At 62.5% G+C, this 26,137-nt stretch carries 23 protein-coding genes; 14 read left to right on the plus strand and 9 right to left on the minus strand.

What is annotated here, in order from left to right; translation table 11 throughout:
- The 5 genes from B0E55_RS13975 to B0E55_RS13995 form a co-directional block, all read right to left on the minus strand.
- Complete coding sequence (locus B0E55_RS13975; RefSeq protein ID WP_080909905.1) at positions 1-2,226, minus strand: MMPL family transporter; 2,226 nt, start codon at positions 2,224-2,226, stop codon at positions 1-3.
- Positions 2,227-2,328: 102 nt separating this feature from the next.
- Positions 2,329-3,879, minus strand: coding sequence for a bifunctional 3'-5' exonuclease/DNA polymerase (locus B0E55_RS13980; RefSeq protein ID WP_080909906.1), 1,551 nt, complete (start codon positions 3,877-3,879; stop codon positions 2,329-2,331).
- A 47-nt stretch (positions 3,880-3,926) separates the two neighbouring features.
- Positions 3,927-4,790, minus strand: coding sequence for a biotin-dependent carboxyltransferase family protein (locus B0E55_RS13985; RefSeq protein ID WP_080909907.1), 864 nt, complete (start codon positions 4,788-4,790; stop codon positions 3,927-3,929).
- A complete protein-coding gene (locus B0E55_RS13990) occupies positions 4,787-5,419 on the minus strand; it encodes a 5-oxoprolinase subunit B family protein (protein ID WP_080909908.1) in 633 nt (210 codons plus the stop codon). Before B0E55_RS13990 ends, B0E55_RS13985 begins: the two co-directional genes overlap by 4 nt.
- A complete protein-coding gene (locus B0E55_RS13995; protein WP_080909909.1) occupies positions 5,416-5,895 on the minus strand; it encodes a MarR family winged helix-turn-helix transcriptional regulator in 480 nt (159 codons plus the stop codon). The genes B0E55_RS13990 and B0E55_RS13995 overlap by 4 nt, the downstream gene beginning before the upstream one ends.
- A 75-nt stretch (positions 5,896-5,970) precedes the next feature.
- On the opposite strand from B0E55_RS13995, the gene B0E55_RS14000 reads away from it, so the two are divergent.
- Positions 5,971-6,804: an alpha/beta fold hydrolase gene (locus tag B0E55_RS14000; protein WP_080909910.1), complete on the plus strand. Its 834-nt coding sequence runs from the start codon at positions 5,971-5,973 to the stop codon at positions 6,802-6,804.
- Positions 6,805-6,808: 4 nt separating this feature from the next.
- Here the strand turns inward: B0E55_RS14000 and B0E55_RS14005 are convergent, their stop codons facing one another.
- The 3 genes from B0E55_RS14005 to B0E55_RS14015 all read right to left on the minus strand — a co-directional run bounded on the left by B0E55_RS14005 (position 6,809) and on the right by B0E55_RS14015 (position 10,143).
- On the minus strand, positions 6,809-7,252 hold the full coding sequence (locus tag B0E55_RS14005; RefSeq protein WP_021345630.1) for a hypothetical protein: 444 nt from the start codon (positions 7,250-7,252) through the stop codon (positions 6,809-6,811).
- A 101-nt stretch (positions 7,253-7,353) separates the two neighbouring features.
- The gene (locus tag B0E55_RS14010; RefSeq protein ID WP_080909911.1) at positions 7,354-8,730 is read right to left on the minus strand and encodes an NAD-dependent succinate-semialdehyde dehydrogenase; all 1,377 of its coding nucleotides are present in this window, start codon (positions 8,728-8,730) and stop codon (positions 7,354-7,356) included.
- A 99-nt stretch (positions 8,731-8,829) separates the two neighbouring features.
- The gene (locus B0E55_RS14015) at positions 8,830-10,143 is read right to left on the minus strand and encodes a YhgE/Pip domain-containing protein (RefSeq protein ID WP_021345628.1); all 1,314 of its coding nucleotides are present in this window, start codon (positions 10,141-10,143) and stop codon (positions 8,830-8,832) included.
- Positions 10,144-10,314: 171 nt separating this feature from the next.
- On the opposite strand from B0E55_RS14015, the gene B0E55_RS14020 reads away from it, so the two are divergent.
- The 10 genes from B0E55_RS14020 to B0E55_RS14065 are packed head-to-tail and all read left to right on the plus strand — an operon-like array spanning position 10,315 to position 20,906.
- Complete coding sequence (locus B0E55_RS14020) at positions 10,315-10,947, plus strand: DUF4178 domain-containing protein (protein WP_019745427.1); 633 nt, start codon at positions 10,315-10,317, stop codon at positions 10,945-10,947.
- Positions 10,944-11,444: a DUF2617 family protein gene (locus tag B0E55_RS14025; protein ID WP_019745426.1), complete on the plus strand. Its 501-nt coding sequence runs from the start codon at positions 10,944-10,946 to the stop codon at positions 11,442-11,444. The genes B0E55_RS14020 and B0E55_RS14025 overlap by 4 nt, the downstream gene beginning before the upstream one ends.
- Before the next feature lie 26 nt (positions 11,445-11,470).
- Positions 11,471-11,848, plus strand: a complete 378-nt coding sequence (locus tag B0E55_RS14030) for a DUF4247 domain-containing protein (protein ID WP_044480673.1) — start codon at positions 11,471-11,473, stop codon at positions 11,846-11,848.
- Positions 11,845-12,348, plus strand: coding sequence for a DUF350 domain-containing protein (locus tag B0E55_RS14035; RefSeq protein ID WP_019745424.1), 504 nt, complete (start codon positions 11,845-11,847; stop codon positions 12,346-12,348). Before B0E55_RS14030 ends, B0E55_RS14035 begins: the two co-directional genes overlap by 4 nt.
- Positions 12,348-13,922 carry a polyamine aminopropyltransferase gene (locus B0E55_RS14040; protein ID WP_080909912.1) on the plus strand — a complete coding sequence of 525 codons (1,575 nt, stop codon included), beginning with the start codon at positions 12,348-12,350 and terminating at the stop codon, positions 13,920-13,922. The genes B0E55_RS14035 and B0E55_RS14040 overlap by 1 nt, the downstream gene beginning before the upstream one ends.
- Positions 13,923-13,974: 52 nt before the next feature.
- On the plus strand, positions 13,975-14,715 hold the full coding sequence (locus B0E55_RS14045) for an enoyl-CoA hydratase/isomerase family protein (RefSeq protein WP_021331919.1): 741 nt from the start codon (positions 13,975-13,977) through the stop codon (positions 14,713-14,715).
- Positions 14,716-14,720: 5 nt separating this feature from the next.
- Positions 14,721-16,274, plus strand: coding sequence for an acetolactate synthase large subunit (locus B0E55_RS14050; RefSeq protein WP_223257824.1), 1,554 nt, complete (start codon positions 14,721-14,723; stop codon positions 16,272-16,274).
- 49 nt (positions 16,275-16,323) lie between these two features.
- Positions 16,324-17,007 carry a GAP family protein gene (locus tag B0E55_RS14055; protein ID WP_080909913.1) on the plus strand — a complete coding sequence of 228 codons (684 nt, stop codon included), beginning with the start codon at positions 16,324-16,326 and terminating at the stop codon, positions 17,005-17,007.
- An 18-nt stretch (positions 17,008-17,025) separates the two neighbouring features.
- Positions 17,026-18,948 (plus strand): SEC-C domain-containing protein, encoded by a 1,923-nt coding sequence (locus tag B0E55_RS14060; RefSeq protein WP_080909914.1) that lies wholly within the window; start codon positions 17,026-17,028, stop codon positions 18,946-18,948.
- Positions 18,949-18,983: 35 nt separating this feature from the next.
- Positions 18,984-20,906 (plus strand): SEC-C domain-containing protein, encoded by a 1,923-nt coding sequence (locus B0E55_RS14065; protein ID WP_241896069.1) that lies wholly within the window; start codon positions 18,984-18,986, stop codon positions 20,904-20,906.
- Between the two features lie 36 nt (positions 20,907-20,942).
- On the opposite strand, the gene B0E55_RS14070 is transcribed toward B0E55_RS14065, so the two are convergent.
- A complete protein-coding gene (locus B0E55_RS14070) occupies positions 20,943-22,373 on the minus strand; it encodes a coniferyl aldehyde dehydrogenase (protein ID WP_080909915.1) in 1,431 nt (476 codons plus the stop codon).
- 109 nt (positions 22,374-22,482) lie between these two features.
- Here B0E55_RS14070 and B0E55_RS14075 point away from each other — a divergent pair, with 109 nt between their 5' ends.
- From B0E55_RS14075 to B0E55_RS14085, 3 genes are all read left to right on the plus strand, one after another.
- Positions 22,483-23,280 (plus strand): enoyl-CoA hydratase, encoded by a 798-nt coding sequence (locus tag B0E55_RS14075; protein WP_080909916.1) that lies wholly within the window; start codon positions 22,483-22,485, stop codon positions 23,278-23,280.
- A 44-nt stretch (positions 23,281-23,324) separates the two neighbouring features.
- Positions 23,325-24,845: an acyl-CoA synthetase gene (locus B0E55_RS14080; protein ID WP_069145555.1), complete on the plus strand. Its 1,521-nt coding sequence runs from the start codon at positions 23,325-23,327 to the stop codon at positions 24,843-24,845.
- A 120-nt stretch (positions 24,846-24,965) separates the two neighbouring features.
- Positions 24,966-26,132, plus strand: coding sequence for an acyl-CoA dehydrogenase family protein (locus tag B0E55_RS14085; protein ID WP_019745415.1), 1,167 nt, complete (start codon positions 24,966-24,968; stop codon positions 26,130-26,132).
- The last annotated feature ends 5 nt before the right edge of the window (positions 26,133-26,137 follow it).

A 26,137-nucleotide genomic window follows, 5' to 3' on the forward strand; every position in this document is an offset into this window, starting at 1 on the left:
TCAGTCTTTCGCGCGGGCCAGTTCGGACGGCCACCAAATACGTTTCCCGATGTCGTGAGAGAGCGCAGGCACCAGGACACTGCGCACGATGATCGTATCGAGCAACACACCGAAGGCCACGGCAAATCCGATCTCGGCGAGGAAGACCAGCGGCAGGATGCCCAGTACGGCAAATGTTGCGGCCAAGACGATTCCGGCTGAGGTGATCACACCGCCGGTCACCGCAAGACCGCGCAGGACACCTGCACGGGTACCGAATTCTCCGGTCTCCTCCCGGACTCTGGTCATCAGGAAGATGTTGTAGTCGATACCCAGAGCGACCAGAAACACGAAGGCGAACAGTGGGAACGATTGATCCGCCCCGGCGAACCCGAATACGTGTGTGAAGAAGAATCCGCTCACACCGAGGGTCGCCGCGAAGGAAAGTGCCACGGTGACAATGAGAATCACCGGGATCAGCAGAGCGCGGAGCAAAGCGGCCAAGACCAGGAAGATCACCACCAACACGATCGGGATGATCAGGTTTCTGTCGCGGACCGAGGCCGCCTGGACATCGAGGGTGGTGGCCGTGCTGCCGCCGACGAGCGCGTCGGCGCCGGGCACGTCGTGGACGGCAGTCCGCAGTCGCTTGACAGTTTCGAGTGCCTGCGGCGAATCGTAAGAGTCGGCGAGGGTTGCATTGATCATGGTTCGGCCGTCGATCGGTGCAACGGTGAAAGCCGCAGGGGCGCAACCCGCAGCGGCGGCTTGTGCGACGGCAGCGGGGTTGGTCTTGATCAGCTCGCTGACCTTTGCGACGTCCACCTGGGTGCAGACGGCGCCGGGATCCTGCGAGATACCTTCGACGCCGCTGGCTGCTTTGATGACGGCGTCGGCCTGGTCGGCGTTTGCGGTGATCACGGCCGGTGCGCCGGCTCCGGGATCGAACTTCGAGTCGTAGAGTTCTTGTCCGACAACAGCGTCGGGACGATTGGTGAAGCTTTCGGTGGATGTCAGGCCATCGGTTTTGAGACTGCCGATCCCGGCCGCGAACAGGATGATCAACAAGACTGTGGCGCCGATCCACAGTGGGCGGTCCTTGCTGCCGACGGCCTCGGCGATCTTGCCCCACATCCCGTGCGTCGTAAGGTCTGCGGCGTGATCGACCTTGGGCTTGCGCGGCCAGAAGACCCACCGTCCGGTGGCGGCCAGAGCGACCGGCATGAACGTCATCATCACCAGATAGGTGCAGGCGATCCCGATGGCGGCGACGGGTCCGAGGCTCTTGTTGGAGTTGAGTTGAGAGAACGTCAGGCAGAGCAGACCGAGAATCACGGTGACAGCCGAAGCGGTGATGGCCGGCGCAGACTCGCGCCAGGCCTTGATCATCGCGTCGAAGCGATTGGGATACGTGTGCAATTCTTCGCGATAGCGAGAGATCAAGAGTAGGGCGTAGTCGGTACCGGCACCGATCACCAACACGAAAAGGATGCCTTGAGATTGTCCGGTCAGAGTGAGTAATTCGGCTTTCGCGAGGAAATAGATCACCATCGACGACAAGCCGATGGCGAGGAGCGCGGAGAACAGCGGGAAGAACCACAACACCGGCGATCGGTACACGACAAGCAGGATGAGGATCACGACCAGGAGTGCCGCGCCAAGGAGCGCTCCGTCCAGACCGGCAAAGGCGTCGATGAACGCAACGAGTAGCCCACCTGGCCCGGCTGGGAGTACCTCGACATCACCAGCTGCTTGTTTTGCTGCGTCGATGACGTTCTGCTCGGTGGTCGCCAGGACATCGCCTGCCACGGATGTGTCTCCGTCCTTGGCGACGAGTGGCACGAAGATCGACGCAGTTGTGCCGTCGGCGGAGTACTGAGTGGGTTGCATTCCGTCGGCGTCTACTCCGGAGATGCCGGCAATAGCGCCGTACGCCGAGTTGATTGCAGATTTGTCCGCCTCGGTGAGGGCCGAATCTCGATGGAACAGAACAAAACCAGGGATCGTCTCGACCGCGAGGAAGTTCGCGGATTGATTGCTGACGATCGTCGATTCTGCGGAACTCGGCAGGTACGAGGCGTTGTCGTTCTTCTGAACCTCGGCGAGTTTGCCTTGGAACGAACCGCCGAATCCGCCTGCGACGAAGGCAAAGATTGCAAGCGCGATCACGGTGAAGATCGGCACGCGAAGGCGTTTGACCGTTCCGCGCTCGTTCCGTTCTGCATCAGTTGTATCCAGCTTGGTCATGGTTCTCCTCGAACACAGTCGACCAGCACCAACAAAGCAACGTTTTCCAGTAGAACACGCAATACGGGCGCGGTGGAACCACTTGGAGTGGAATTGACGACGCTACGAAGTGCCTTTGCCGTAAGTCTCGCGGGCTGCGACGTCCATGGGAAAACGAACGACTGTGTCGCCGAACAACAATCGAGTTGCCGAAGCCGCGGCGGCCAGCACGTGGGCGGCACCTGACTCGGGGTTTCGGGTATGCACGACCACTTCGTCGTGCTGGAAGAAGACCAACTCGCCGTCCGGATCTTCGGCGAGGCGGCGCCTGAGGTCGGCGAGCAGGCACAACGCCCACTCGGACGCAGTGGCCTGAACGACGAAGTTTCGCGTGAAACGACCGCGGGCATGAGCGTCGCCGTGGGAGTAGAAGTCGGGAGACGGTGGGGGACAGGCCCGGCCGAGCAGTGACTTCACCACCTCGCCGCGCTCACCTGCCTTGGCAGCTTGCTCGACGTACTCGACGGCGACCGGGAATCGCTTCCGCAACAAGATGAGCAGTGCTTTGGCTTCACCCGCCGTCGCCCCGTACAGGACTCCGAGGATTGCGACCTTGGCTTTTGCGCGATCCCCGCCGAAGGCTTCTGCACCGACAAGTGCGTACAGATCGTCGTCGCCGGCGGCAGCCATCATGCGGCGGTCGCCGGACATGGCGGCCAGAATTCGGGGTTCGAGCTGACCGGCGTCGGCGACGACGAACACGTGGCCCGGATCTGCGACGACGCTCGAGCGCATGGTCTTAGGAATCTGGAGGGCCCCGCCGCCCCGGCTCGCCCACCTGCCGGACACGACACCACCGGGAACGTAGATCGGGCGGAATCGATCGCCCCGCACCCAACTGTCCATCCATTGCCAACCGTTGGTGCTGTACAGCTTGGCGAGTTCGCGGTGACGTAGGAGCAGCGGCACAGCCGGATGATCGATTTCCTGCAGAAACCACTTGCGCGTCGACGGTAGTTCGATGCCCTGACGCCCGAACGCCTCGGTGATCTCCACCGAAGACGAAGGATTGACGGTGCGCCCGAAGACCTCGCTGATCTGGGAGGCAAGTTCCTGCATGCGTGCGGGGAGGTCGTATCCCGTCGGCCGCGGCCCCAGTCGTTCTTCGAGGAACTCGCGGTGCTTCTGCGTCGAGAACGGCAGGCCCGTGTGCGTCATCTCGGCGGCGCTGAGAGCGCCGGCCGATTCTGCTGCGATCAACAAGTCCAGTCGAGCGTCCGTGCCGATGGTTGCGCGCTGATCGGCGAATTCGGTGGCGACGGCGAGAGGATCGAGAACGGGTGCAGTGTCGAAGAGTCCGAGTCGATCGTCGTCGAACTCCTCGGCAGGCGGTGACGGTTTGCCGACGCGCATTCCGAGTATCGCGCGGGTCAGGGAGATGTCGTGGCACCGCTGAACCCGTACGCCTGCACGCAGTAGCGGTGGGTACACGGTCGCCGTACTCGGCCACACCCACCGCGGGTGCTCGGCTTCCTCGATGGTGCGCACCGCTGCGATCAGGTCGGGGTATTCGACGGGATCGGCGAGCGGCGTTCCACCGGGATCGGTCCGTAGGACAGTTGCCGTCACAGCTCCCGTGGACGTCGTACTACCGGGGACCAGGACAACTCGCACGACATCAGTGTGACGGCAGGGTCCGACACGCCATCGCTCGGCGCTGCTCAGGCCCCGACGAACCGGATGTGCTGACCCGGGCGGGCTTGGCCGAGTCGGTCGATATCTGCGTCCGCGACCACTCCGACCACCGGATACCCGCCGGTGATCGGGTGATCGGCGAGGAACACGACAGGTTGGCCGCTGGGTGGGACCTGGATCGATCCGAGCGCTACGCCTTCGGTGGGGAGTTCGGCGTCATTCGTTCGTTGCAGCAGTTCGTCGGTGCCGACACGATCGAGTCGCGCCCCGATTCGGTCCGAGTCGGTCGAGACCGCCCACTGCCCCCGCAGGAGCGATTCGGGGTTGGTGAATCGATCTGCGCGCGGCCCGAATACGACTCGAATCTCGAGAGTCTCGTTTGTCATCGGTGGAACTGGTGCAAGGTCGACGAGCGAGAACGCGGTCGGCGAAGGCCCGATCGGGAGAACAACCTTGGGCTCGAGAGGCGCCGGACCTATCCCGGACATGGTGTCGGTGCTGCGCGATCCCAGGATCTCGGGAACCACAATGCCGCCCCGGACGGTCAGATACGTCCGCAGGCCACTCGGTGCGTAGTCGAGGCGGACGGTCTGACCGACGTCGAGAGCGATCACGCTCGAATGCCCGACCGGAATGCCGTCGCGGTAGGCCTGTGCGGGCGCCCCGGTGAACGCGATCGTTGCCTGTTGCTGCGCTCGAATGCTCAATCCGCCCAGGAGGACCTCGACGCCTGCCGCGCTCTCGTCGTTGCCGACGAGCCGGTTGCCGAGTTTGAGCGATCGCCTGTCCGCAGCACCGGAAACCCCGACGCCCGAGCGAAGGTGTCCGGTCCGTCCGAGGTCCTGGATCAAGCTCATCGGCCCGGTGTCGAGTATCTCCAGACCGCTCATCGGTCGTCCTCGTTCACGAAGCGCACGCGGCACCCGGGCTGAACGGCGGCCGGTGGTGTGGCGTTCAGATCCCACATCACGGCGTCGGTGCTCCCGATGATCTGCCAGCCACCCGGCGATGCCCGCGGGTAGATCGCGCTGTATCCAGCGGCCAGGGCGACGGAACCGGCTGGCACTGCGGTTCGCGACTGAGTTCGACGCGGAACGTCGAGCCGAGTGTCGACTGAAGTCAGGTAGGCGAAGCCGGGTGCGAATCCGATGAAGGCGCAACGCCACATCGCCCCGGTATGGGCCGCAACCACCTCGGAACGGCTCATTCCGAGTGACTGTGCGACGTCGTCGAGGTCGGGCCCGTCGTACCTGACGGCGATGGTGAGTGCATCCGTCTCGGAATGCTCGTCTGTGGTCGCGGCAGAATTGGTTTGCTCGAGATCGTTCAAGCACTTCCGGACGTACGTGAGATCTGCCGCCGGGGTGCACGTGACCAGGACCGTGCGAGCAGCGGGGAGGAAGTCTTCGACCCCGACCGGGGTGTTACGCGTCAGTGCTTCGGTGAACGCGAGAACGTCAGCTTCGGAATCGAGGTCTACGAGAAATGCGCGTTCTCCCGCGGGAAGTATGCGAGTCACAGGGAGGGCTCCCGATCGATTCGAGTCCGCTCCACGTCCGCTCGCATCGCCACGATGAAACTCGCGATGGTAGCTCGCTCGGCCGCGGTGTAATTCCCGACGGTGCTCGCAGCCCGTGAAATGAGGGGGCCGAAGGAGCTCTCGCCCAGAGTGACCGCCGATGGTGTGACCTGCAAGAGCACCCGTCGACGGTCCGCTGAATCTCGCTCCCGAGCTACGTGCCCCGCTTTGACCATCCGGTCGACCAGTGCAGTCACCGACGCCGAGTTGATCCCGAGCTGTGAGCCCAACCAACCAGGCGTCGCCGGTGTGTCCGAGCGCTCGGCATCGAGAAGGCAGATCAGTGCGCGGACGTCGGTCGAGTGCATTTTGTACTTGTTCGCAAAGCCGGAAACCGCCACGTTCAAGTCGACGGTCAGTGCGCGAAGCGAGTGGACGATCGCCATCGCTTCGTCTTCTGCATCGCCGACGCTCATGGATGCCTCCAGCCCTGGTGTGTTGTCTCTCGATTGTCTACTATCTCGATAGTCGAGAGAAAATGGGGGTGGGGAATGGACTTCAATCGCGCATACGACGCGGTACTGACCAAATGGCCGCAAAAACCGCTGGGTGTGGATCTCTCAGGCCGGTTCGGCCGAACGCATGTGAACGTCTGTGGACCTGAAGACTCGCGGCCGTTGATCCTTCTGCCCGGGGGAGGTGCCACTTCGACGGTGTGGTTCGACAACGTTGCGGCGCTGTCGAAATTCCGGCGTGTTTTTGCCGTCGACACCCTGGGCGATGCCGGACTCAGCATTCCCAATGGTGATCCGATGAAGTCCGTCGACGATCTGATCGAGTGGATGGACTCGATAGTCGATTGCACCGGCGCCGACACCGTCGATGTGATCGGACATTCCTACGGCGCAATGATTGCGTTGGCCTTTGCGCTGCATCGATCGGATCGTGTCGGGAAACTTGTTCTGCTCGATCCTAATTCGAGTTTCGCCGGCATGAAGGCGGGCTACCTTCTGCGTGCGCTTCCGCTGTTGATATCCCCGTCGCGAGCACGCCGACGACGACTGCTGGAGTGGGAGACAGGTGAGTCGAGTATCGACTCCGACTGGCTGTCTCTTGTGGAAGTGGGCACTTCGGATCTACCGCGACCCGATCTCGTAGTGCCTCAACGCCCTTCGAAAGAGGACTTGAGCGCACTGGATGTCGAGTTGCTGGTGGTCCTCGCACAGGACGGACGGGTGCATGATGCGGAAACGGTGTCGAGGTCGGTGCGGGAGAGGATTCCCGCAGCACGTGTCGAGGTGCTGAAAGATGCTTCACATCACAGTATTCCGATGGTTCCCGCCGATGAACTCAACCGGGTGCTCGTCGACTTCTTGGAGGGGTAGCGGATCAGGGTGCGACGACGCACCCCGGACCGATCGGGGTGGCCGGATTGACATTGACCGTTGTGACCGGCCCGCCCGCTGACGTCTGGTAGGCCATCAGAGAGTGTTCGCCGGGCGCGGTCGGAGTCCACAGCGTGACGGCGTGGCCGAGTACAACCGGCAAGGTGAAATAGGGATTGACGGTGTCCCAGATCAATTCCTGCGGGAACATGGTCGACGCCCGGTTCAGGTCGACAATCGAGACGTTCGACTCGTCCAACGCTGCTGTCCTGGCAACCACCAGATACGTGCAGCCCGCCCCGTACGGCGTTGTCGGCCCGCTACTGAGACCCGGAAGGATCGTGACGTCGACTACGTCCGCGGAAGCTGACGTCGCGGACCAGATGGCGGCGCTCGCGCTGATGGCGGCGGCGATCACGGTAGTGCGAGCGATTCGTGAAAGTGTCATACCAGCAGGTCGGTTTCATTCTGCGGAGCGTTACAGTTGAAAGGCCCCGACCTCAACAGAGATCAGGGCCTTCCTTTGTATTGCGCTACTTTTGCACCGAGCTACTTCTTGGAGACGCGGAGCAGCTTCTTGTTCACGAACTCGTCCATTCCCCACGGACCGAGCTCGCGGCCGACTCCGGAGCGCTTGACTCCGCCGAAGGGCAGACCGGGCAACGTCGTTCCGTGCTCGTTGACAAACGCCATTCCCACGTCGAGATCGGCAGCGACCGACCGGGCGGAATCGAGATCGCTGCTCCAGACAGACCCGCTCAGACCGTAGACCGACGAATTGGCAAGTTCCACAGCCTCGCTGGCCGACTTGACCTTGTAGACGACGCCGGCAGGTCCGAATAGTTCTTCGCTGTAAGCCCGCATATCCGGGGTCACGTCTGCGAGCAACGTCGGCTGAACGTAGGCGCCCGGGCCGTCGATCTTCTTCCCACCGGTGAGCAGCGTTGCTCCCTTGGACACAGCGTCGTCGATCTGCTCGATCAGAGTGTCTGCCGCGCTCTGTGAGGACAGCGGGCCCAGAACGGTGGATTCGTCCAACGGGTCACCGGCAGAAACGGATTCGAAGGACGTCGCCAATTTGCGGGTGAAGTCGTCGTAGAAATCTTCGGTGACGATGAAACGCTTGGCCGCATTGCAGGCCTGGCCGGCATTGGACAGACGCGCCTTGGTTGCGGACTTGACGGTGGCATCCATGTCGTCGGAATCGAGGACGATGAACACGTCCGATCCGCCGAGTTCGAGGACGACCTTCTTGAGATTGCGTCCCGCAGTTTCGGCGACGCTGGTGCCGGCGCGTTCGCTGCCAGTCAGTGACACGCCTTGAACTCGGGGATCGGCGATCATGTCCGCGATCTGCTCGTTGGTCGCGAAGACGTTGACGTAGGCGTCGTCCGGCAATCCGGCTTGTCGCAAAATCTCTTCCATCAGCAACGCTGACTGCGGACAGTTGGACGCGTGCTTGAGAATGATCGTGTTGCCCAGCATGAGATTCGGTGCCGCGAAGCGGGCGACCTGGTAGTACGGGAAGTTCCACGGCATGACGCCGATCAGGGCACCGATCGGTCGCCGGTACACAACCGACTCCTCGGCCCCGGGAACGTCGAGCCGTTCTTCCTCGAGCAACGCCGGACCGTGGTCTGCGTACCACTGATAGATCGCGGCCGAGAGTTGTACTTCGCCCTTGGCCTCACGGACCGGCTTACCCATCTCCAACGAGATCATTCGGGCCAGTTCGTCCGCCCGCTCTGTGTACAGTTCGGCGGTCTTGCTCAGGACTGCCGCACGTTGCTGTGGCGCACTGTTGCGCCAGGTCAAGTAGCCGCGATGCGTGTGCGCAAGTGCGGCTTCAACTCCGGCGTCATCCAAAGTATCGAATTCCCTGACGGTTTCACCTGTCGCGGGATTGACTGTTTTGTAATTAGCCATAGTTGTACAACGTGCGGAAGGGGGCCGAAGATTCCCGAAACGCGCAATCACATTGAATCGGCCCAACAGGTTTCGATCAAATCCCGGCTGGGTACCATCTCACGCCACCTTGGGGCGATGGGTGCGTTCGTAGCCCTTGCGGTCGTAGAAACGGGTGGTCACGATGCCGAGTACGACGCCGATCAGTAGACCCACCAACGTCATCCAGACGGCATGCAGCAGCCCTGCCTCACCGCGTGCGCCGAAGAACAGGATCGATCGCGTACCCATGTAGATCTGGTGCATCGGCTCGAATTGCGCCAGCCAGGCATACAACCTGGGGCTGGCTTCGAGGGGGATGGTGCCACCGGACGAGGGCAGCGCGAGAATGACGAACACGAACAGGTTGATCAACATGCCCAACGAGCCGAATGCGGCCATCACCGACATCGCCGTGATGCCGACTGCAGTGATGACCAGCGCGCCGTACTCCCACAATGCAAGCCCGTGAGTGACCGGCATTCCGAGGGCGCGACTGATCCACTGGAACAACGCGGAGACTATGCCGGACAACACGATCATGAACGCCCATTTGACGAGCAGCGTCCGAAACCTGTTGATACCCACAACGTCGTTCTGAACGAAGAGCGGACCGAATTCGGTAGGCGCATATCCGAGCATGCCGTCCACCAAGGAATTGACCACGGTTGCTCCGGTGAATCCCGCAAGGACCAACAGCAGCGCGAAATAGAATGCAACCAAACCGAATCCGGTGCCGTCGGGAAGCGGATCGTGGGCCACCGTGAGTACGTTCACCGGATTTTCGAGCAGCAGGCGGCTCGCTCCTGAGATCTGGGTTCCGGTGCCTCCCGCTTCCAACTGCTGGGTGACCAGGGTGGTGAGTTGCTCGCCCATGTTCTTGTTGACCGAGGCGAGGGCTGTAGTTCCGATCGACTGGACCAGAGATGCGGATACGGAACCGGCGCGCGGATTGGTGTAGATCGTGATGATCGGTTGCTCTACGTCACCGGCGACGACGCTGGCCTCCGCCAGGATGATCGTCCTCTTCGTGAAATCACTGGGAATCACGATCGCGCCGTACAGCGTGCCGGAGTTCAACCGAGATTGGGCTTCGGCGATACCGATCTGCTGCAGGTCGATCTTCTGGTGGTCGATTCCGTTTTCGAGGCCGGCGACGATGTCGTTTCCGAAATTCTTGCGGTCGGCGGGGTCGCCGCCGGGGAGGGTGTCGCCTTCGTCCTGGTTGACCAGGGCGATCGGGAACTGGTCCAGGTGTTTCTTGGGGTCGAGTATTCCGCCCATGTACAGCGCTGCCAGCGCCGACATCAAGAGGGTGACCACTATCAACGGCGTCAACCAGAATCGTGGTGTGTGCATGACGGTGCGGGCAGACGGCTCCGTGTTCTTGCTCATCGTCAGTCGACCGGCTTTCTTTCGCGCGGAGTTCCTCGGGCTGAGCGTAAACGCAAAGGTGCGCCGGGGCAGTCTTTCGATCTGCCCACGGCGCTGGAGACCTGCCCGGCCGGCGGCGGGTCAGCTTGCCGGCAGTCTCATCCGAAAAGGCTGAGAACGGATCGGTAGGGTATGGCCCGCGGCAACCCTGCCGAGACGATTTCGGAGAAACCGTTGACCAACGTGCTGATAGTTGTCCTGATACTCGTAGTGATCGCTGCCGTCGCGTTTGTGGTCCTGCGTGGACGCCAGGGCAAGCCGAATGCTCGCGTGGACCCGCTCGCCGACTATCCCGAGGTGTACGACCCCCACAAGATCGGGGTCGGCGACATCATCACGTACGCGGGTATCGACCACGTTGTTCGAGGGACCATCACGCTCGACGAAGAGGGATACATCTGGCGTGAGCACCTTCTCGACGGGTCGACCGGTCGTCGTTGGCTGACAGTGGAGGACGACGAGGGCGAACTCGAGATGACTCTCTGGATGCGTCGAGAAGGAACCAACCTGGTCCCGAACGGCGACGTCATTCTCGACGACAAGGTTCACCGCAAGATCGAAAGTGGAACGGCGAAGTTCACGGCCGAGGGTACGACGGGTACGGCCCCCTCCGGCTCGATGGAATACGCGGACTACGCGACCGCCGACAAGACCGGGCTGATCGCATTCGAGAAGTGGGCGCGCGGACAGTCGTGGGAGGTTTCCACGGGACGTGCGGTCACCCGCAGCGAACTCACCGTCATCCACTCGGGCCCACCGGAATGAGTCTGTATCGACTCGATGTGGAACCGACCGACGTGAATGCCTCGGCACTGGGGTTGGTGCTGGGAGCTCCCTCGCCGCCGACCCTCGCCGAGTTGGTGATCGAAACTTCCGATGCGACGTTGACACTCGGAGTGCTCGGGGCATCTCACGTGGTGACGGCCCGGGCGTCGGGAAAGGAACTGACCGAGCAGGTTTCGTGCGATGCTCTTGCCGCCGGCGGTGAACCCTTGCCGGCAGTGGAGTCCACGGGAAACTACCGGTTCGAGTCTTCGTCGCTGATCCTGGACCGAGTCGAATTCGATTCGGAAGCTGCATCGTTGAGAGAGTCCGCCGGCCAGGACGGTTGGATCTGCGGATCCTTTCCCGGCGACGACACAGCGTTGACCGCGTTGTGTGGCGTGCGAGACCGCCAGGGGTGGAGTTGGCAGAGTTGGCATTTGTACCCGGGGGAGGGGACAGGAGTGATCGTGAAGACGCGCAGTAGGTGGCGCCCGTGAGGGGGCGGACGTGGTTTGCTCCGGTGATGGTGGCAGCCGCAATTATGTTGTCGGCGTGCGGTGGTGGAGCCAAAGACTTCATCGCGGACAACTATTCCAAGACGTCCCAGGATGGCGACGTCGTGTTGTACTCGTCGAAAGATCCAGTGGGCACGACCGTCTCACGGATTGTCGACGCGGACGAACCAGCGGCGCGAAGTGCTGACGGCGGCAACGAATACCTGCGCTACGACGATGACATCGTCACTGTCAGTTCGGCTTCGGGCGGTGGCAGCACCATCAAGGTAGAGGACATCGACGGCACGTATCGCAGCGGCGGATACGCGTACCTGGGACCGGGCTTCAACCCGGGATCCCCGGCGGGTGGGAGTAGTGGCAGCGGCGGCTCGGGTAGTGCCAAATGACGGTAGTGCTCAATGAGAAGGAGAACGGCGTGACGAACATCTTTGCATCCACTTCCGTCGAGATCGGAACGGTGGATCCGGCATTGCTCGTCGGGGGCGTTCTCGGCACCCTCGCCTACTTCGTCGTCGGCGTAGCGGTTCTGGCGACGGGATTCCTGGTCCTCGACCTTATGACACCCGGAAATCTCCGCCACCAGGTTTACGTCGACAAGAACCCGAACGCTGCGATTCTGTTGGCTTCCAACCATCTTGCGCTGGCGATCATCGTGGTGACGGCAATCCTGACCAGTTCGGACGGCTTTGCCCAGGGACTCGCCGACTCCGCGGTGTACGGACTGTTCGCGATCGTGTTGCAAGCGATCGCGCTGCGTTTGATGAACGCATTCCTTCCCGGCAAGTTGGTTGCACTGGTGCAGGATCCGAAGATGTGCGGCGCCGCGTGGGCGGTGGGTGTGAGCTTGTTGTCCATCGGTTTGGTGAACGCCGCAGCGCTCACCTGATGGTTGCCGCTGATCGCGATGTGAAAGTTGCCGAGCGTTCGACGATGCTCGGCTCACGCGCACGCGTGCTTCTCCTTGCGGCTGTTGCCGCGTGCGCGGCGTGCGGCCTGATCTACGAGCTGGCCCTGTTGACGCTCAGCGTGAGTCTGACCGGCGGCGGCATCACCCAGACGTCGTTGATCGTCGCGGGATTTGTTGCGGCGCTGGGTATCGGAGCGCTGGCCGCCAAACCGCTGTTGGGGCATGCGGCCATCTCGTTTGTGACCGTCGAAATCCTGCTCGGGCTGATCGGCGGATTCAGTGCCGTCACGCTGTACGTGACCTTCACGTTCTTCGGTTCCAGCGCAGCAGTTCTGGTGGCTGCGACCGCGCTGATCGGTATCCTCGTGGGTGCCGAAGTGCCTCTGCTGATGACGCTGTTGCAGTCCGGTCGCAGCGACAACGACGCACAGAGCACCGGAAAGGTATTGGCCAACCTCAATGCAGCCGACTATCTCGGCGCGCTGATCGGCGGCCTCCTGTGGCCGTTCGTATTGTTGCCGTGGGCGGGCATGATTCGCGGTGCCGCACTCACCGGCATGATCAATCTCGTGGCTGCGGCAGTTGTCGCGCTGATACTTCTTCGGTGGCAGCTCAGCCTGCGTGCACGATTGATCGCCGTCGTCGCAATGCTGTTGGCGGCGAGCTTGATCGGGTGGCTGCTGATCGCGGCCTCGGACATCGAGACCACGTCGAGGCAGCGGCTCTACACCGATCCCGTGGTGGCCGCCGAGCGATCGGTGTACCAGGAAATCGTCGTCACCGAGCGGGGAAACGACGTGCGACTGTTCCTCGACGGAGACCTGCAGTTCTCCAGTGTCGACGAGCATCGGTATACCGAGTCGCTGGTGTATCCGGCCCTGGTCAACGACGCGCGGCGCGTGCTGATTCTGGGCGGCGGTGACGGCCTCGCTGCACGAGAAGTGCTGCGAATGAACAGCGTCGAGCAGATCGTTCAGGTGGAACTCGACCCGGCAGTCATCGAGTTGGCCAACACGCGTCTTCGTGATCTGAACGCGGGAGCACTCGAGGATCCACGGGTGGACGTCGTACTCGACGACGCGTTTCGGTGGTTGCGCGAGCGTCCGGATCCAGGCTTCGATGCGGTCATCGTCGACCTCCCGGATCCGGACACCCCCGCACTTGGCCGCTTGTATTCGATGGAGTTCTACGGACTTGCCGCTGCCGCGATGAATCCGGGCGGGCTGATGGTCGTCCAGTCCGGCAGTCCGTACTCGACACCCGATGCGTACTGGAGAACGGTGTCGACGGTATCGGCTGTCGGACTGAGCGTCTCGCCCTATCACGTTTTCGTGCCGAGCTTCGGTGACTGGGGATACGTGCTCGCGCAAAGAGGTTCCACGCCGCCCGAGCTTCGTTTGCCCGCTGATGTGCCGAACCTGCGGTTCCTCGACGAGCCCACCCTGGCGTCGGCCTCGGTGTTTCCTCGCGATCGCCCGAGGCGGGAGTTGGAGCCGTCAACACTCGACCGGCCGCGCATCGTCGACGATATGCGCAAGGGCTATGAACGCTGAACTCCCGACCGAGTAGCTTGAATCGAGACTCTCGGCCACGACGGAGGTACGGATGACTGTTCGGATCGAGGAGCACGCACCGGGAGTCCGGTTGCTCACGATGGATCGCCAGGAGAGGCGCAACGCGCTCGACCCCAAGACTTACCGCGAACTGACGAACGCGATCCGGGAGTCTGACGACGATGACGCAGTGCGGGTTTCGGTGCTGACGGGCGCCGGTGGTGTCTTCACCAGCGGCAACGACATCGGAAGTTTCCAGGACACTGCCGGGAGAGACGGCGGCGAGGCCAAAGACCTGCTGATCGCACTCGTCACCGCACGCAAACCGATTGTCGCAGCGGTCGAGGGGTTTGCAGTCGGAATCGGCACCACGATGTTGTTGCACTGCGACTTGGCATTCGCGGGGCGAGGTACACGATTCCGATTGCCGTTCGTTCCGCTCGGGCTCTCGCCCGAGGGCGGATCGAGTTACCTGTTGCCGCAGATCGCGGGGCTCAAGCGGGCAACGGAACTACTGATGCTCGGAGAAATGTTCGGGGCGGAGGAAGCTGCCGAAGCCGGCCTGATCAATCGCGTTGTGGAGGCCGAGACCGCGCTCGACGTGGCATTGGAGCGCGCGGTGCGCATTGCAGACTCCCCGGCTGAATCGGTGACGCTGACGAAGATGCTCCTCCGCCGCCCACATCTCGATGCCCTGCTGGAAACCATCGACGTGGAGTCGGATCATTTCGCGAGACGGCGGCGATCCGACGAAGCGCAAGAAGCCTTCGCAGCTTTCATGAAGAAGAGGTGACCGAAATGAATGGTGCACAATCGCTTATCCAGAGCTTGGTCGACTCGGGTGTCGAGGTGTGCTTCGGCAATCCCGGAACGTCCGAGATGCATTTTGTTGCCGCACTCGATTCCGTTCCCCAGATGCGTGCGGTACTCGGCTTGTTCGAGGGCGCCGTCACCGGTGCCGCGGACGGGTACGCGCGTATCGCCGGAAAGCCTGCCGCGACGCTGCTTCATCTCGGCCCCGGAATGGCGAACGGACTGGCGAACCTTCACAACGCGCGCCGCGCCCACACCCCCATCGTGAACATCGTCGGGGACCACGCGACCTACCACCACGGTTTCGACGCTCCACTCGAATCGAATATCGACGCGCTGACCGAGTGGCTGGAGGGATGGAGTCGACGTTCCGACTCCACCGCGACCGTCGGTAGCGATGCGGCCGACGCCGTTGCCGCCTCCATGGATCCGCCCGGACGCATTGCCACACTTGTCCTCCCCGCCGACGTCTCGTGGGGCGAAGGTGGAGTTCTTGCGGGTCCTCGAGACAAACCGGGGCGGGCGGAAGTAACTGCAGCACAGATCGACTCGGTGGTAGGCGCGCTCAATGCCGAGGGGCGCGCCACGCTACTGCTGGGCGGCGCAGCGTGTTCCGAAGCCGGACTGCGCGCCGCTTCCCGAATTGCAGTCGCGACCGGTGCACAGATTCTGGTCGAGACCTTTCCGGCCAGGCTTCAACGCGGTGCGGGACTACCGTCATTCGAGCGCTTGGGATACTTCGCCGAGCACGCCACCGAACAACTTCGCGGAACAACTCAGCTGGTCCTGGCCGGCGCGGTTTCGCCGGTCTCGTTCTTTGCGTATCCCGGAAAACCGAGCGATCTGGTCCCGGACGGCGCCGCGGTGACAACGCTGGCGAATGTCAGCGACGATGTTGTCGGCGCGTTGGAAGCAGTGGCGGAACTCGTGGCACCCGGAGCGGAACCCGTTCTGCAGGAGGCAAATCGGCCGTCGCTGCCGAGCGGGCCTCTCGACGTGCGAAATTGGGCCGACGTGATCGGGGCCCTGCTGCCGGACGACGCCATCATCTCCGACGAGGCGGCCACTTCCGGTTGGGCGATCCCGATTGCCCTTGCCGGAGCGCCGCGCCACGACGTGCTCACGCTCACCGGAGGTGCCATCGGCCAGGGCATCCCGGTGGCGACAGGCGCCGCTGTGGCAGCGCCGGAGCGGCCGGTGATCAATCTCGAAGCCGACGGAAGCGCGATGTACACCATCACGGCGTTGTGGACGCAGGCGCGAGAACAGTTGAACGTCACGACGATTCTGCTCAACAATCGCGCATACGCCATCCTGCGTGGCGAACTGCAACGAGTCGGCGCAGAAGGTGGCGGCGTCGTCGCACAGTCGATGTTGGATCTGTCGTCTCCGAACATGGACTACGTCAAGATCTCCGAGGGGTTGGGAGTGCCCGCGTCGCGGGCGAACACAGCGGAGGAGTTGGCCGAACAGTTTGCCGCAGCGCTGGCGGAACCCGGCCCGCATCTCATCGAGGTCATGCTGCCTCCGCCGTCGTGATTTCGATCTCGAATCGATCGTCGATCGTGCATTCAACTGGAGGTTTTCGGTGCTAGCTGCGATCGGTCTGTCTCTTCCGATTGCCCTCGGCCTGCTTTTCGTCTCGATGCCCATGGCGGTGATCGTGCTCGTCATGATCACCGCTGGAGCACATCGAGGGGCAGCATCTTTTCTACTCGGGTGGGTCCTCGGAATCTCGGCAGTCGTTGCGGTGACGATCGTGATCGCGGACTATTCGTTTGCGGAGTCGGAGTCGGAGTCGTCGCAGACTTCGGTGTGGTCGAGCGTCGTACGAATCGTGTTGGGGCTCGTTCTGTTCGGATTGGCGTACAAGCAGTGGCGAGCGCGTCCGAGGGACGGAAGTGATCCGACAGTTCCGAAGTGGATGAAGAGCATCGACGGCTTGACTCCGCGGAAGGCGTTCGGGTTGGCGTTCTTGTCCGCGGCGGTCAATCCCAAAAATGCAGCGCTGGCGGTATCCGGTGCGGCCACTATCGCGGTCGCCACGAATGTTGTTGCCCAACAGATTGTTGCCGCGGTGATCTTCACGGTCATCGCGAGCGTCGGCATCGCGTCGCCGATCCTGGTCAAGGTGTTCTCCGGCAAGCGAGCCGACGAGATCCTCGCATCAGCGAAGTCATGGATGACCGCGAACAACGCAGTGATGATGGCGGTCATCCTGGCGATCCTCGGCGCGACCGTGCTGGGCGAGGGGCTCAGTGGACTGCAATAAGTCGCCTACCATTGGCGGGTGACTGATTTCGACGACGAAACCGCTGGTTCCGACGCTGCTGGTTCCATTGCCTCCGCTGCTTTGACTGTTCTGCGCGAGCAAGGCCCGCTGAGTCTCGAAGAGTGGGCGACCCATCTCGAGGAGTACGGAACTGCGACCGAGTTGGCCGACGTGCTCGAGTATCTATCCGAACCGATGCTCGGGTACCTGCCCAACGGAAAGTACGTCGCCCTCGACACGGTCCTCGAAGGCCTCGTGTTCACTCACCGGCTAAGCGAGCTCGAGATTGCGTCCGACATCCTCGACGCGAGCCCCGACCTGGAGCCGATCTTGGCATTCGGCGACGGCGACGGCGACGGCGAAGACGGGGCGATCCGGGTGGCCCTGGCGGAAGAAGCGGCCGTGGAACGTGGAGCTGCTCCCTTCCGGAGTCGACGAGTTGTGGTTCTTCCAGCCGGAACCCTCGGCGAGTGCGCCGACGGTGATCTCATCGGCCTGGCAGTCGAAGACGGAAGACTTGCGTTTCGTCTGGTCGAGATCGAGGACGAACCCGATCTTGCTCCGGCGCTCGGCGAACTCTTCGAGGAGGACGGAGTCGAGGCCCTGGATTCGGTGTGCTGGCAACTCCTGCTCGAGGATCCGTCTCTCTTCACGGTTCCTGTTGCGCCGCTGGGTGAGATCTTCGAGGCGGCAGGATACGAGCACGAGCGTGAACTACTGGCTCGGCGGGGATTCGACTTCGATGCCTACGACCTGCAGATTCGGACAGCTTTGGTCGCCAGTACCTACGACCTGACCCACGACGAGGCCGTCGCTGCTGTTGCATTTGTCGATCTGGCGGACCGCGGATACACCGATGCCGTCATCGCCGACTTCGACATCGTGGACTGGGCTCGCCGTCACGTCAGCGCCGCCCCGGACTTCTTTGTCTCACTGGCAGATCCGGGTGCTGCAGTGGCCGTGTTCGATCTCGGATTTCGGAATCAGGACCCGGTGACCGACGCAATCCTCGAAGCGCTTGCGTCCGAACTGGCCGAGCGAGGGCCACGGTCGGTCAGGGCGGCGGCTCATTGGCTCGCCGGTAAGGCCGTCGATCGGCTGGGGCGCGTCCTCGAAGCGGAGGCGCACTACGAGAAAGCGCTCCTTGCCGAATCCGGCTGGGGTCCGGCCTTGTTCGAGCTGGCTCAGTTCGCGTCGGACCGCGGCGACGCGACCCGGGCACTGTCACTGCTCGGGCGGATCGACGGCGGAAGTGAAGAGAATCTCTACGCCGTACTGCAGGACTTCGTCCCAGCCGATCACCCGGAGCTCGGGCGAAACGACAAGTGTTGGTGCGGTTCCGGCCGCAAGTACAAGGTCTGCCACCTCGGAAAGGCCGATGAATCGGTCAAGGCAGATGGTCGCTGGTTGTACAAGAAGGCGTGCCTGTTTGCGTTTGCCTCCGAATTCGTCGACGTCGTGACCGGGCTCGACGATCTCGAAAACGCGAATCTCTCCGAGGACGAACTGATCGCCGCCACGATCTTCGACGGCTCGGCACTGGACGTGGCTCTGTTCGAGGGTGGGATCTTTGCCGACTTCCTGGCCAGACGCAGCGAACTACTTCCCGAGGCGGAAGTAGTGACAGCCGCACAGTGGCTCGGGGTCCGGAGGTCGGTGTACGAGGTGATCGAAACTTCCGACACCGGCGTCGTGCTGCTCGATCGTGTGTCCGAGGAAACCGTCACCGTTGGTCACCCGGTCGAAGGAAAGCCCGGCGACCTGATCAGTGCCAGGCTCGTGACGGCCCCCACTGGTGCGCTTGCGGTGGGCGTAGCCGTCATGTCCTCGGAATCGCAGGCTGCGAGGGTACTCGAGGTTCTCGCTTCCGAGGAACTCGACGCCGAAGAACTGGTGCGCGAGTCGCGTGGAGGCGCCGATCACTCGACCCATGACCGGTGACGATGTATCGAGTCGACCCCGTTAAAGTTGGATAGGTGAACGAACCGATGGATGCCAATGACTTGATCGCCGAAGCCGCGATGGAGTTGTTGCGTGAGCACGGCCCGCAGACAGCGGCGGACTGGGGCACCCTGTTGGCCGATGCCGGCCACGGTACAGCCGACGACATGGCCGAATTCGTCGAGTACGTCGAGGACCCACTGCTCGGCTACTTGAGTGAGGAGCGGTACGCCGCACTCGACACGTTGTTCGAGCATCGAGTGCTGACCCATCGGCTCACCGAAGCCGAAATAGAGTCCGGCGTTCTCGACGCGAACCCTGATCTGATGATGCTGCGGGTGTTCCTCGATCGTGACGACGACGAGATTCATGGCATCAGCGTCGTGCACCGCGGGATCGACGACGACCTGTTGGCTGATCGTGGGATCGAAGATCCGGAGTTCCCGCACGACGAGGGTTTTCTCCTCGACACCGATACTCTCGCCGAATGTTCTGCGGGCGATTTGATCGGACTGTTCGTCGCTGACCGTGAGCTGACGCTCTGCACCATCCCCGAGGTACTGGATCCCGCACCCGGATTCGGCGAGAGTCTGGGGACGGTCCTCGCAGACACCGGTGCTGACACCCTCGATGCCATTGTCTGGCAATTGATGCTCGACGAGCCGTCGCTGTTCCGTCAGCCCACCGCACCGCTGGGCGAAATGCTCGAGGCGGCAGGTTACGTCCGCGACGGTGATTACGTTGCGGTCGACGGATTCGATTTCGAGGCATACCACCTGGCGAACCGAGCCCGCATGCTCGAGGTTCGGGAGAACCTGCACCCGGAAGAAGCCGCCTCGGTGATTGCCTTCGTCGATGTGGTCATGGCCGCGAAAGCCGAAGCAGTCGAGGATGTCTCGGACTGGGCGCGCAAGCAGATCAAGGAGGATCCGCAGACCTTCGCCGGCATCGCCGAGCCGCCCGCGGCTGCGGCAGCGTTGGAGCTGTTGTCCGAACTCGACGATCATGATTCCGTATTGCATTCTGTTGCAACTGCTCTCGCCGAGAAAGGGTCGCGTCGTGTCAAGCCGGCAGCGCATTGGCTTGCAGGCAAGGCTTCGGATCGTCTCGGCAAGATCCTTGTCGCTGAGGCGTCGTACGAAACGGCGCACGATCTAGATCCCGACTGGACTCCCGCGATCTTCGATCTGGCACTACTGGCGGCCGATCGCAGCGACGTGACCCGCGCGCTGGCACTTCTCGGCCGGATCGAGGGTGGCGAGTCCGAGGTTCTGCACGAGGTTCTTCAGCGCTATGCCCCGGCCGAGCACCCCGAACTCGGCCGAAATGACAAGTGCTGGTGCGGTTCCGGTCGCAAGTTCAAGGTCTGCCATCTGGGCAAGTCCGAGGTGACGTTCGATGATCGGGCCAACTGGCTCTACGTCAAGGCTCAGTTGTTCTCGCGCACACCGGAGTACTTCGACGCCGTGTTCGATCTTGCGCTCATCCGTGCCGAGCAGTTCAACAGCGAAGAAGCACTGACGTTGGCCGTCGAAGGCGGATTGGCCGTCGACGCTGCCTTGTTCGATGCGGGTATTTTCGCGGCATTTGTCGAGCGGCGCGGAGAACTGTTGCCTGCCGACGAACGCGAACTGGCCGATCAGTGGTTGTCGATTCCGCGCTCGGTGTACAAGGTCGCCTCGACGGAGCCGGGACAGTTGGTGACCCTCAGCGACGTCCGCAACGGGCATCTGGTGAAGGTCACGGACGAGTGGGGCTCAGTCAATCTCGAGCCGGGCACGCTCGTCTGTGCACGCGTTCTCCCCGCCGGCTCCACGATGCGCACCTTCGGTGGCATCGAACCGCTTGCAGCAGAGGACAAGAAGGAACTGATCCAACTGATCGAGTCGGTGGATACCGAACCGGGTCAGCTGGTGGAGTTCCTCAGCCGCGGCCTTGCCGGTGCGCCTTTCCGGTAGCGTGCACTACCAAAAAGGCGCACGGGGCCGGAGGCCTCAGGGCGTGACCTGAGCCAACATCATCTGCTCGAAACCCTCACCGTACGGCGGGAGCATTCCCCATTCACCGCGCGGGTCATGCTGCGCTGCTTCGAATACCGTTCGGGCGTGACTGAACTCGAGGAAACCCTCGCGACCGTGGTAGTGCCCGATACCCGAAGCTCCGACGCCGCCGAAGGGTGCGTCGCTCAGGCCCGGGTGTGACATCGCGTCGTTGATGGTGACGCCGCCCGAGACGGTGCGTTCGAGTACGGATTCCTTCTCGTCCAGGTCGGTTCCGAAGTAATACAGCGCCAAAGGTTTCGGCCGTGAGTTGATGTCGGCGACGACGCTGTCGAGTTGGTCGTACGGCAGGATCACGACGGCCGGTCCGAAGATCTCCTCCTTCATGATCTGCGCGTCGGTCGGAGGGGCGACCACGATTCGCAGTGGGCGGCGACGAGTGTCTGCGGAGAGTTCTTCGTCGGGAACGGTGATGATTCGTGCCCCACGCTCTTCCGCGTCCGCGATGTACCCCTCGATGCGTGCGAGGTGACGATCGCTGACTATCGAGACCATGTCTTTGTTGTCGGCGATCGTGGGGAACAGTCCGGTGAACTGATCGGTGAACGCGTCGATGAACGCTTCTGTGTTCTCGCGCGGGACGTAGATCAGGTCGGGAGAGACGCAGAGTTGGCCGGCATTGGTCGACTTCGCGATGGCCAAACGTGAAGCCGCAGAGCTGATATCGGCACTGCGGCTCAAGACGCTCGGTGACTTGCCGCCGAGTTCGAGGGTGACCGGCACCAGGTTCTTCGCAGCATTGGCCATGACCAGCTTTCCGACGGTTGTGCTGCCGGTGAAGACGAGGTGGTCGAAAGGCAGCGACGTCAGCAGATCAGCGACCTCCGGTCCACCTGTCACCACCGCGACCTCCACGGGGTCGAGCGTTCGACGCGCCGCCTCGGCCAGGACCGCCGCAGTGTTCGGCACGATCTCCGATGGTTTGAGAACGGCGCGATTTCCCGCTCCGAGGGCGCAGGCGAGCGGGCTCAGGAGAGTGAAAAGGGGAGCATTCCAGGTTCCGATGATGCCGATCGAACCCTTCGGCTGGTACGACACGTACGCCGTGGCACCCAGCTGATCCTGCATCGCCCCGGTGGCTCTCGGTGAGCGAATCATCCACTCTTCGAGCGAATCACGAACGTGCTTGAGTGAAACCATGGATCCCAGAACGTCATTCATCACCGAGTAGGCCGGGATTCGGCCGCCGAAGTCTTCGTTGATCGCTTCGGTCAGATCCTTGTGGTTTGCCACCAGAAGATCGACGACGCGTTGGATGCGCTCGCGTCGTGTCTGCGCGGACGGAAGACCAGCGGCGCGAGTTGCTTCCTGCTGGGCCCGCAGAATCTCTTCGAGATCGGTGGTGACGGCGGCATCGGTGCTCATGGGCACTCCTCGTAGTGGCGAAGTATTGACCGGACCGTATCGACGCGGCGCGAACAGATGCCCCTTTCGTCTCGTTGACCGGGACGGATTCGATTGGTAGAGAGAACACATGTCGCAGACACAGGTAGAAAACACTGCAGTGAAGATTTCCGTCGAGGAGTCGGTGGGACTCGGATTCCTGACGCTCGATCGGCCGGCGCGGCGCAATCCGCTCTCGGCGGAGACCATGCGCGAGGTGGCGGCTGCCCTTCTCGAATTGTCTGCAGACGAGCGCGTGCGGGTCGTGATCGTGCGCGCCGAAGGCCCGGTGTTCTCCGCCGGCCACGATCTGACGGAGATGATCGGGAGAACCCTCGAAGACGAGCGGGCGATCTTCGACGGCTGTACCGAGATGATGGAGACCGTACAGCGGATTCCGCAACCGGTGATTGCCGCAGTACAGGGCCCGGCTATCGCGGCGGGCTGCCAACTGGCCGCGTCGTGTGATCTGGTTGTTGCTGCGTCGAACGCTGTCTTCGGTACTCCCGGCGTCAAGATCGGACTGTTCTGCTCGACGCCCATGGTGGCCCTGAGCAGGGCAGTAGGGCGCAAGCGCTCGATGCAGATGTTGCTCACCGGGCAGACGATCGACGCCGACACCGCTGCGGACTGGGGTCTGGTGAACTTCGTCGTCGCGCCCGAAGGCCTGGACCGAGAGGTGCGCGAACTGGCCGGCAAGATCACGACGGCCAGCCCCCTGACGGTGAAGATCGGTAAGCAAGCGTTTTATCACCAGATCGATCTGCCGCAAGCCCAGGCGTACGAGGCGATGGCGGAAACGATGGCAACCAATGCCGTGACCTGCGACGCTCAAGAAGGTATGCAAGCTTTTGTGGACAAGCGAAAGCCTGAATGGCGCAATAAGTAACGATCGCTCTTCCGGATTAGTTGGACGTCCTATAACCTGAGCGAATGAGCCTGGATCCACGCACCAACACCGTCGACGGAGTGCTTCGGCGCTCGGCAGCCAAGTACCCCGACCGCGTAGCCGTCGTCTTCGAAGATCGCACTCGCACCTACCGCGAACTCGACGACGCGGTGACGCGGGTCGCGGCCCACTTGCTCGGTCTGGGCCTCGAACACGGCGACCGCGTCGCGGCATACGGAACCAACTCCGACGCCTATGCAATCGGATTCCTTGCCTGTGCGCGAGCAGGTTTGGTGCATGTTCCGGTCAATTACGCACTCAAGGGGGAGGAACTCCGGTACCTCGTGGCGCAGTCAGGCGCCCGCGCGGTGTTGGTGGATCCGGCATTGGCGTCGACGCTCGACTCGGTTCGCTCCGACCTCGATCTCGACCACGTGATCGCACTGCGGGACGCGGAACTGTCGGTGGTCACGATCGGCGAGGCCGGCGAGGTGCCTGTTTTCGAACCGCGTGCGACGTCGACGGATCTGGCGCAACTGCTGTACACCTCGGGCACAACCTCGAAGCCCAAGGGCGCCATGATGTCTCATAGCGCACTGGTTCACGAGTACGTGTCCTCGGTGATCGCGCTCGGGCTCGACAAGAACGACAACCCGCTGATCTGCATGCCGATGTACCACTCCGCGGGCATGCACGTCTTCATGCTGCCGTACCTGTCCGTCGGTGCGACGGTCAGTCTGATGCAGGCGCCGGACATCCCGGAGATCCTGCGCCGCGTCGAAGCAGAAAAGATCGGATCGCTGTTCCTGGCCCCGACCGTGTGGGTACCGTTGGCCAACCATCCGGACCTCGAGACCCGCGATCTGTCTTCGCTCAAGAAGGCGCAGTACGGCGCCTCGATCATGCCGGTCACGGTGCTCAATCGTCTGCGTGAGCGTTACCCGGACATCGGCTTCTACAACTGCTTCGGCCAGTCCGAAATCGGTCCGCTGGCAACAGTTCTCCAGCCCGGCGAGCATGCTGATCGTCCGTCTTCTTGCGGGCGAGCGGTGTTCTTCGTCGAAACCCGTGTCGTCGACGCCGACGGAAACGACGTTGCCGACGGTGAGTCCGGTGAGGTTCTCTACCGCTCACCGCAGCTGTGCAACGGCTACTGGGAAAATCCGGAAGCCACCGCCGACGCCTTCCGCGACGGCTGGTTCCATTCGGGCGATCTTGTCGTGCGGGACGAAGAAGGGTTCATCACGGTCGTCGACCGAATCAAGGACGTCATCAACACCGGCGGCATCCTGGTGGCGTCCCGCGAGGTCGAAGATGCGGTCTACACACACCCGGCTGTGGCAGAAGTTGCCGTGATCGGTACGCCCGACGAGAAGTGGATCGAGGCCGTCACCGCGATTGTCGTGCTCAAGGACGGCAACGACGAGTTGACGCCTGAGGCGTTGATTGCCCACGTCAAGGAGCGAATTGCCCCGTTCAAGGTCCCCAAGCACGTGCGTTTCGTGGCCGAACTCCCGCGAAATCAGAGCGGAAAGCTGCTCAAGCGGGAACTGCGCACCGTCTGACACCTGCTATAGGTTCTGCCTTACCTTCGGTTCGTTTTCAGGTCTTTGACTCCGATTGCCTCACGGTATTGACTTCGGAGGACGGCATGGACTTCGGAAACAGCAAGGTGAGTGGTGGAAATGCAGGTCGATGCAGATGACTTCGCAGATATCTTGGCGACTGCGCGGGAGTTCATCCGTAAGGAAGTAGTTCCGCGTGAGCAGGAGATTGCCGACACCGACGCCATTCCTGAGGACATACGCAAGAAGGCCGCAGCCATCGGGCTGTTCGGCTACGCGATTCCTCAGGAATGGGGTGGGCTCGGACTCGACCTCACCCAAGACGTCGAACTGGCAATGGAATTCGGCTACACGTCCCTGGCGCTGCGTTCGATGTTCGGTACCAACAACGGAATTGCCGGGCAGGTGCTGGTCGGCTTCGGTACCGACGAGCAGAAGGCTCAGTGGCTCGAGCGCATCGCCTCCGGCGACGTCGTGGCTTCCTTTGCTCTCACCGAACCCGGCGCGGGCTCAAACCCGGCCGGCCTCCGGACCAAGGCCGTTCTGGACGGATCCGAATGGGTGATCGACGGCAACAAGCGGTTCATCACCAATGCTCCACTGGCACAGCTGTTCGTGGTGTTCGCGCGCACTCGCCCGGCGGATTCCGATGGTCCGGGAATTGCAGTCTTCCTGGTTCCGGCTGACACGCCAGGAGTCACAGTTGGTCCCAAGGACAAGAAGATGGGTCAGGAAGGTGCTTGGACCTCCGAGGTCACCTTCGACAACGTCCGGGTTCCCGAGTCGGCCCTCGTCGGTGGCGACCAGGACACCGGATACCGCGCAGCGATGACGTCTCTCGCGCGCGGACGAGTCCATATCGCGGCGCTCTCGGTGGGAGCAGCACAGCGAGCGCTCGACGAATCTGTCGCGTTCTCCGTGGTCACGGAACAGGGCGGCACCGCTATCGGTGACTTCCAGCTGGTTCAAGCGATGCTGGCTGACCAGCAGGCCGGTGTCATGGCCGGGCGTGCGATGGTGCGTGAGGTGGCTGCGCGGTACGTCAGCGGTGAGGATCGACGTCTCGGCCCCTCGGCGGCAAAGCTTTTCTGCACCGAGATGGTGGGCAAGGTCGCGGATCTCGCCGTGCAGATCCACGGTGGCAACGGGTACATGCGCGGTGTGCCGGTCGAACGCATCTACCGTGAAGTTCGCCTGTTGCGCCTGTACGAGGGAACCAGCGAGATCCAGCGACTGATTCTCGGCGGTGGGCTCGTGGCGCAAGCGAAAAAGCAAAACCAGCGCTGACACCT

Source organism: Rhodococcus sp. 66b (assembly GCF_002076325.1).
GTDB lineage: Bacteria > Actinomycetota > Actinomycetes > Mycobacteriales > Mycobacteriaceae > Rhodococcus_F > Rhodococcus_F erythropolis.

Bases quoted from the DNA above. Each gene is read 5' to 3' on its own strand.
- B0E55_RS13975 (WP_080909905.1), bottom strand. From the start codon at position 2,226: ATGACCAAGCTGGATACAACTGATGCAGAACGGAACGAGCGCGGAACG.
- B0E55_RS13985 (WP_080909907.1), bottom strand. From the start codon at position 4,790: ATGAGCGGTCTGGAGATACTCGACACCGGGCCGATGAGCTTGATCCAG.
- B0E55_RS13995 (WP_080909909.1), bottom strand. From the start codon at position 5,895: ATGAGCGTCGGCGATGCAGAAGACGAAGCGATGGCGATCGTCCACTCG.
- B0E55_RS14000 (WP_080909910.1), top strand. From the start codon at position 5,971: ATGGACTTCAATCGCGCATACGACGCGGTACTGACCAAATGGCCGCAA.
- B0E55_RS14005 (WP_021345630.1), bottom strand. From the start codon at position 7,252: ATGACACTTTCACGAATCGCTCGCACTACCGTGATCGCCGCCGCCATC.
- B0E55_RS14010 (WP_080909911.1), bottom strand. From the start codon at position 8,730: ATGGCTAATTACAAAACAGTCAATCCCGCGACAGGTGAAACCGTCAGG.
- B0E55_RS14015 (WP_021345628.1), bottom strand. From the start codon at position 10,143: ATGAGCAAGAACACGGAGCCGTCTGCCCGCACCGTCATGCACACACCA.
- B0E55_RS14020 (WP_019745427.1), top strand. From the start codon at position 10,315: ATGGCCCGCGGCAACCCTGCCGAGACGATTTCGGAGAAACCGTTGACC.
- B0E55_RS14025 (WP_019745426.1), top strand. From the start codon at position 10,944: ATGAGTCTGTATCGACTCGATGTGGAACCGACCGACGTGAATGCCTCG.
- B0E55_RS14030 (WP_044480673.1), top strand. From the start codon at position 11,471: ATGGTGGCAGCCGCAATTATGTTGTCGGCGTGCGGTGGTGGAGCCAAA.
- B0E55_RS14035 (WP_019745424.1), top strand. From the start codon at position 11,845: ATGACGGTAGTGCTCAATGAGAAGGAGAACGGCGTGACGAACATCTTT.
- B0E55_RS14040 (WP_080909912.1), top strand. From the start codon at position 12,348: ATGGTTGCCGCTGATCGCGATGTGAAAGTTGCCGAGCGTTCGACGATG.
- B0E55_RS14045 (WP_021331919.1), top strand. From the start codon at position 13,975: ATGACTGTTCGGATCGAGGAGCACGCACCGGGAGTCCGGTTGCTCACG.
- B0E55_RS14050 (WP_223257824.1), top strand. From the start codon at position 14,721: ATGAATGGTGCACAATCGCTTATCCAGAGCTTGGTCGACTCGGGTGTC.
- B0E55_RS14070 (WP_080909915.1), bottom strand. From the start codon at position 22,373: ATGAGCACCGATGCCGCCGTCACCACCGATCTCGAAGAGATTCTGCGG.
- B0E55_RS14075 (WP_080909916.1), top strand. From the start codon at position 22,483: ATGTCGCAGACACAGGTAGAAAACACTGCAGTGAAGATTTCCGTCGAG.
- B0E55_RS14080 (WP_069145555.1), top strand. From the start codon at position 23,325: ATGAGCCTGGATCCACGCACCAACACCGTCGACGGAGTGCTTCGGCGC.
- B0E55_RS14085 (WP_019745415.1), top strand. From the start codon at position 24,966: ATGCAGGTCGATGCAGATGACTTCGCAGATATCTTGGCGACTGCGCGG.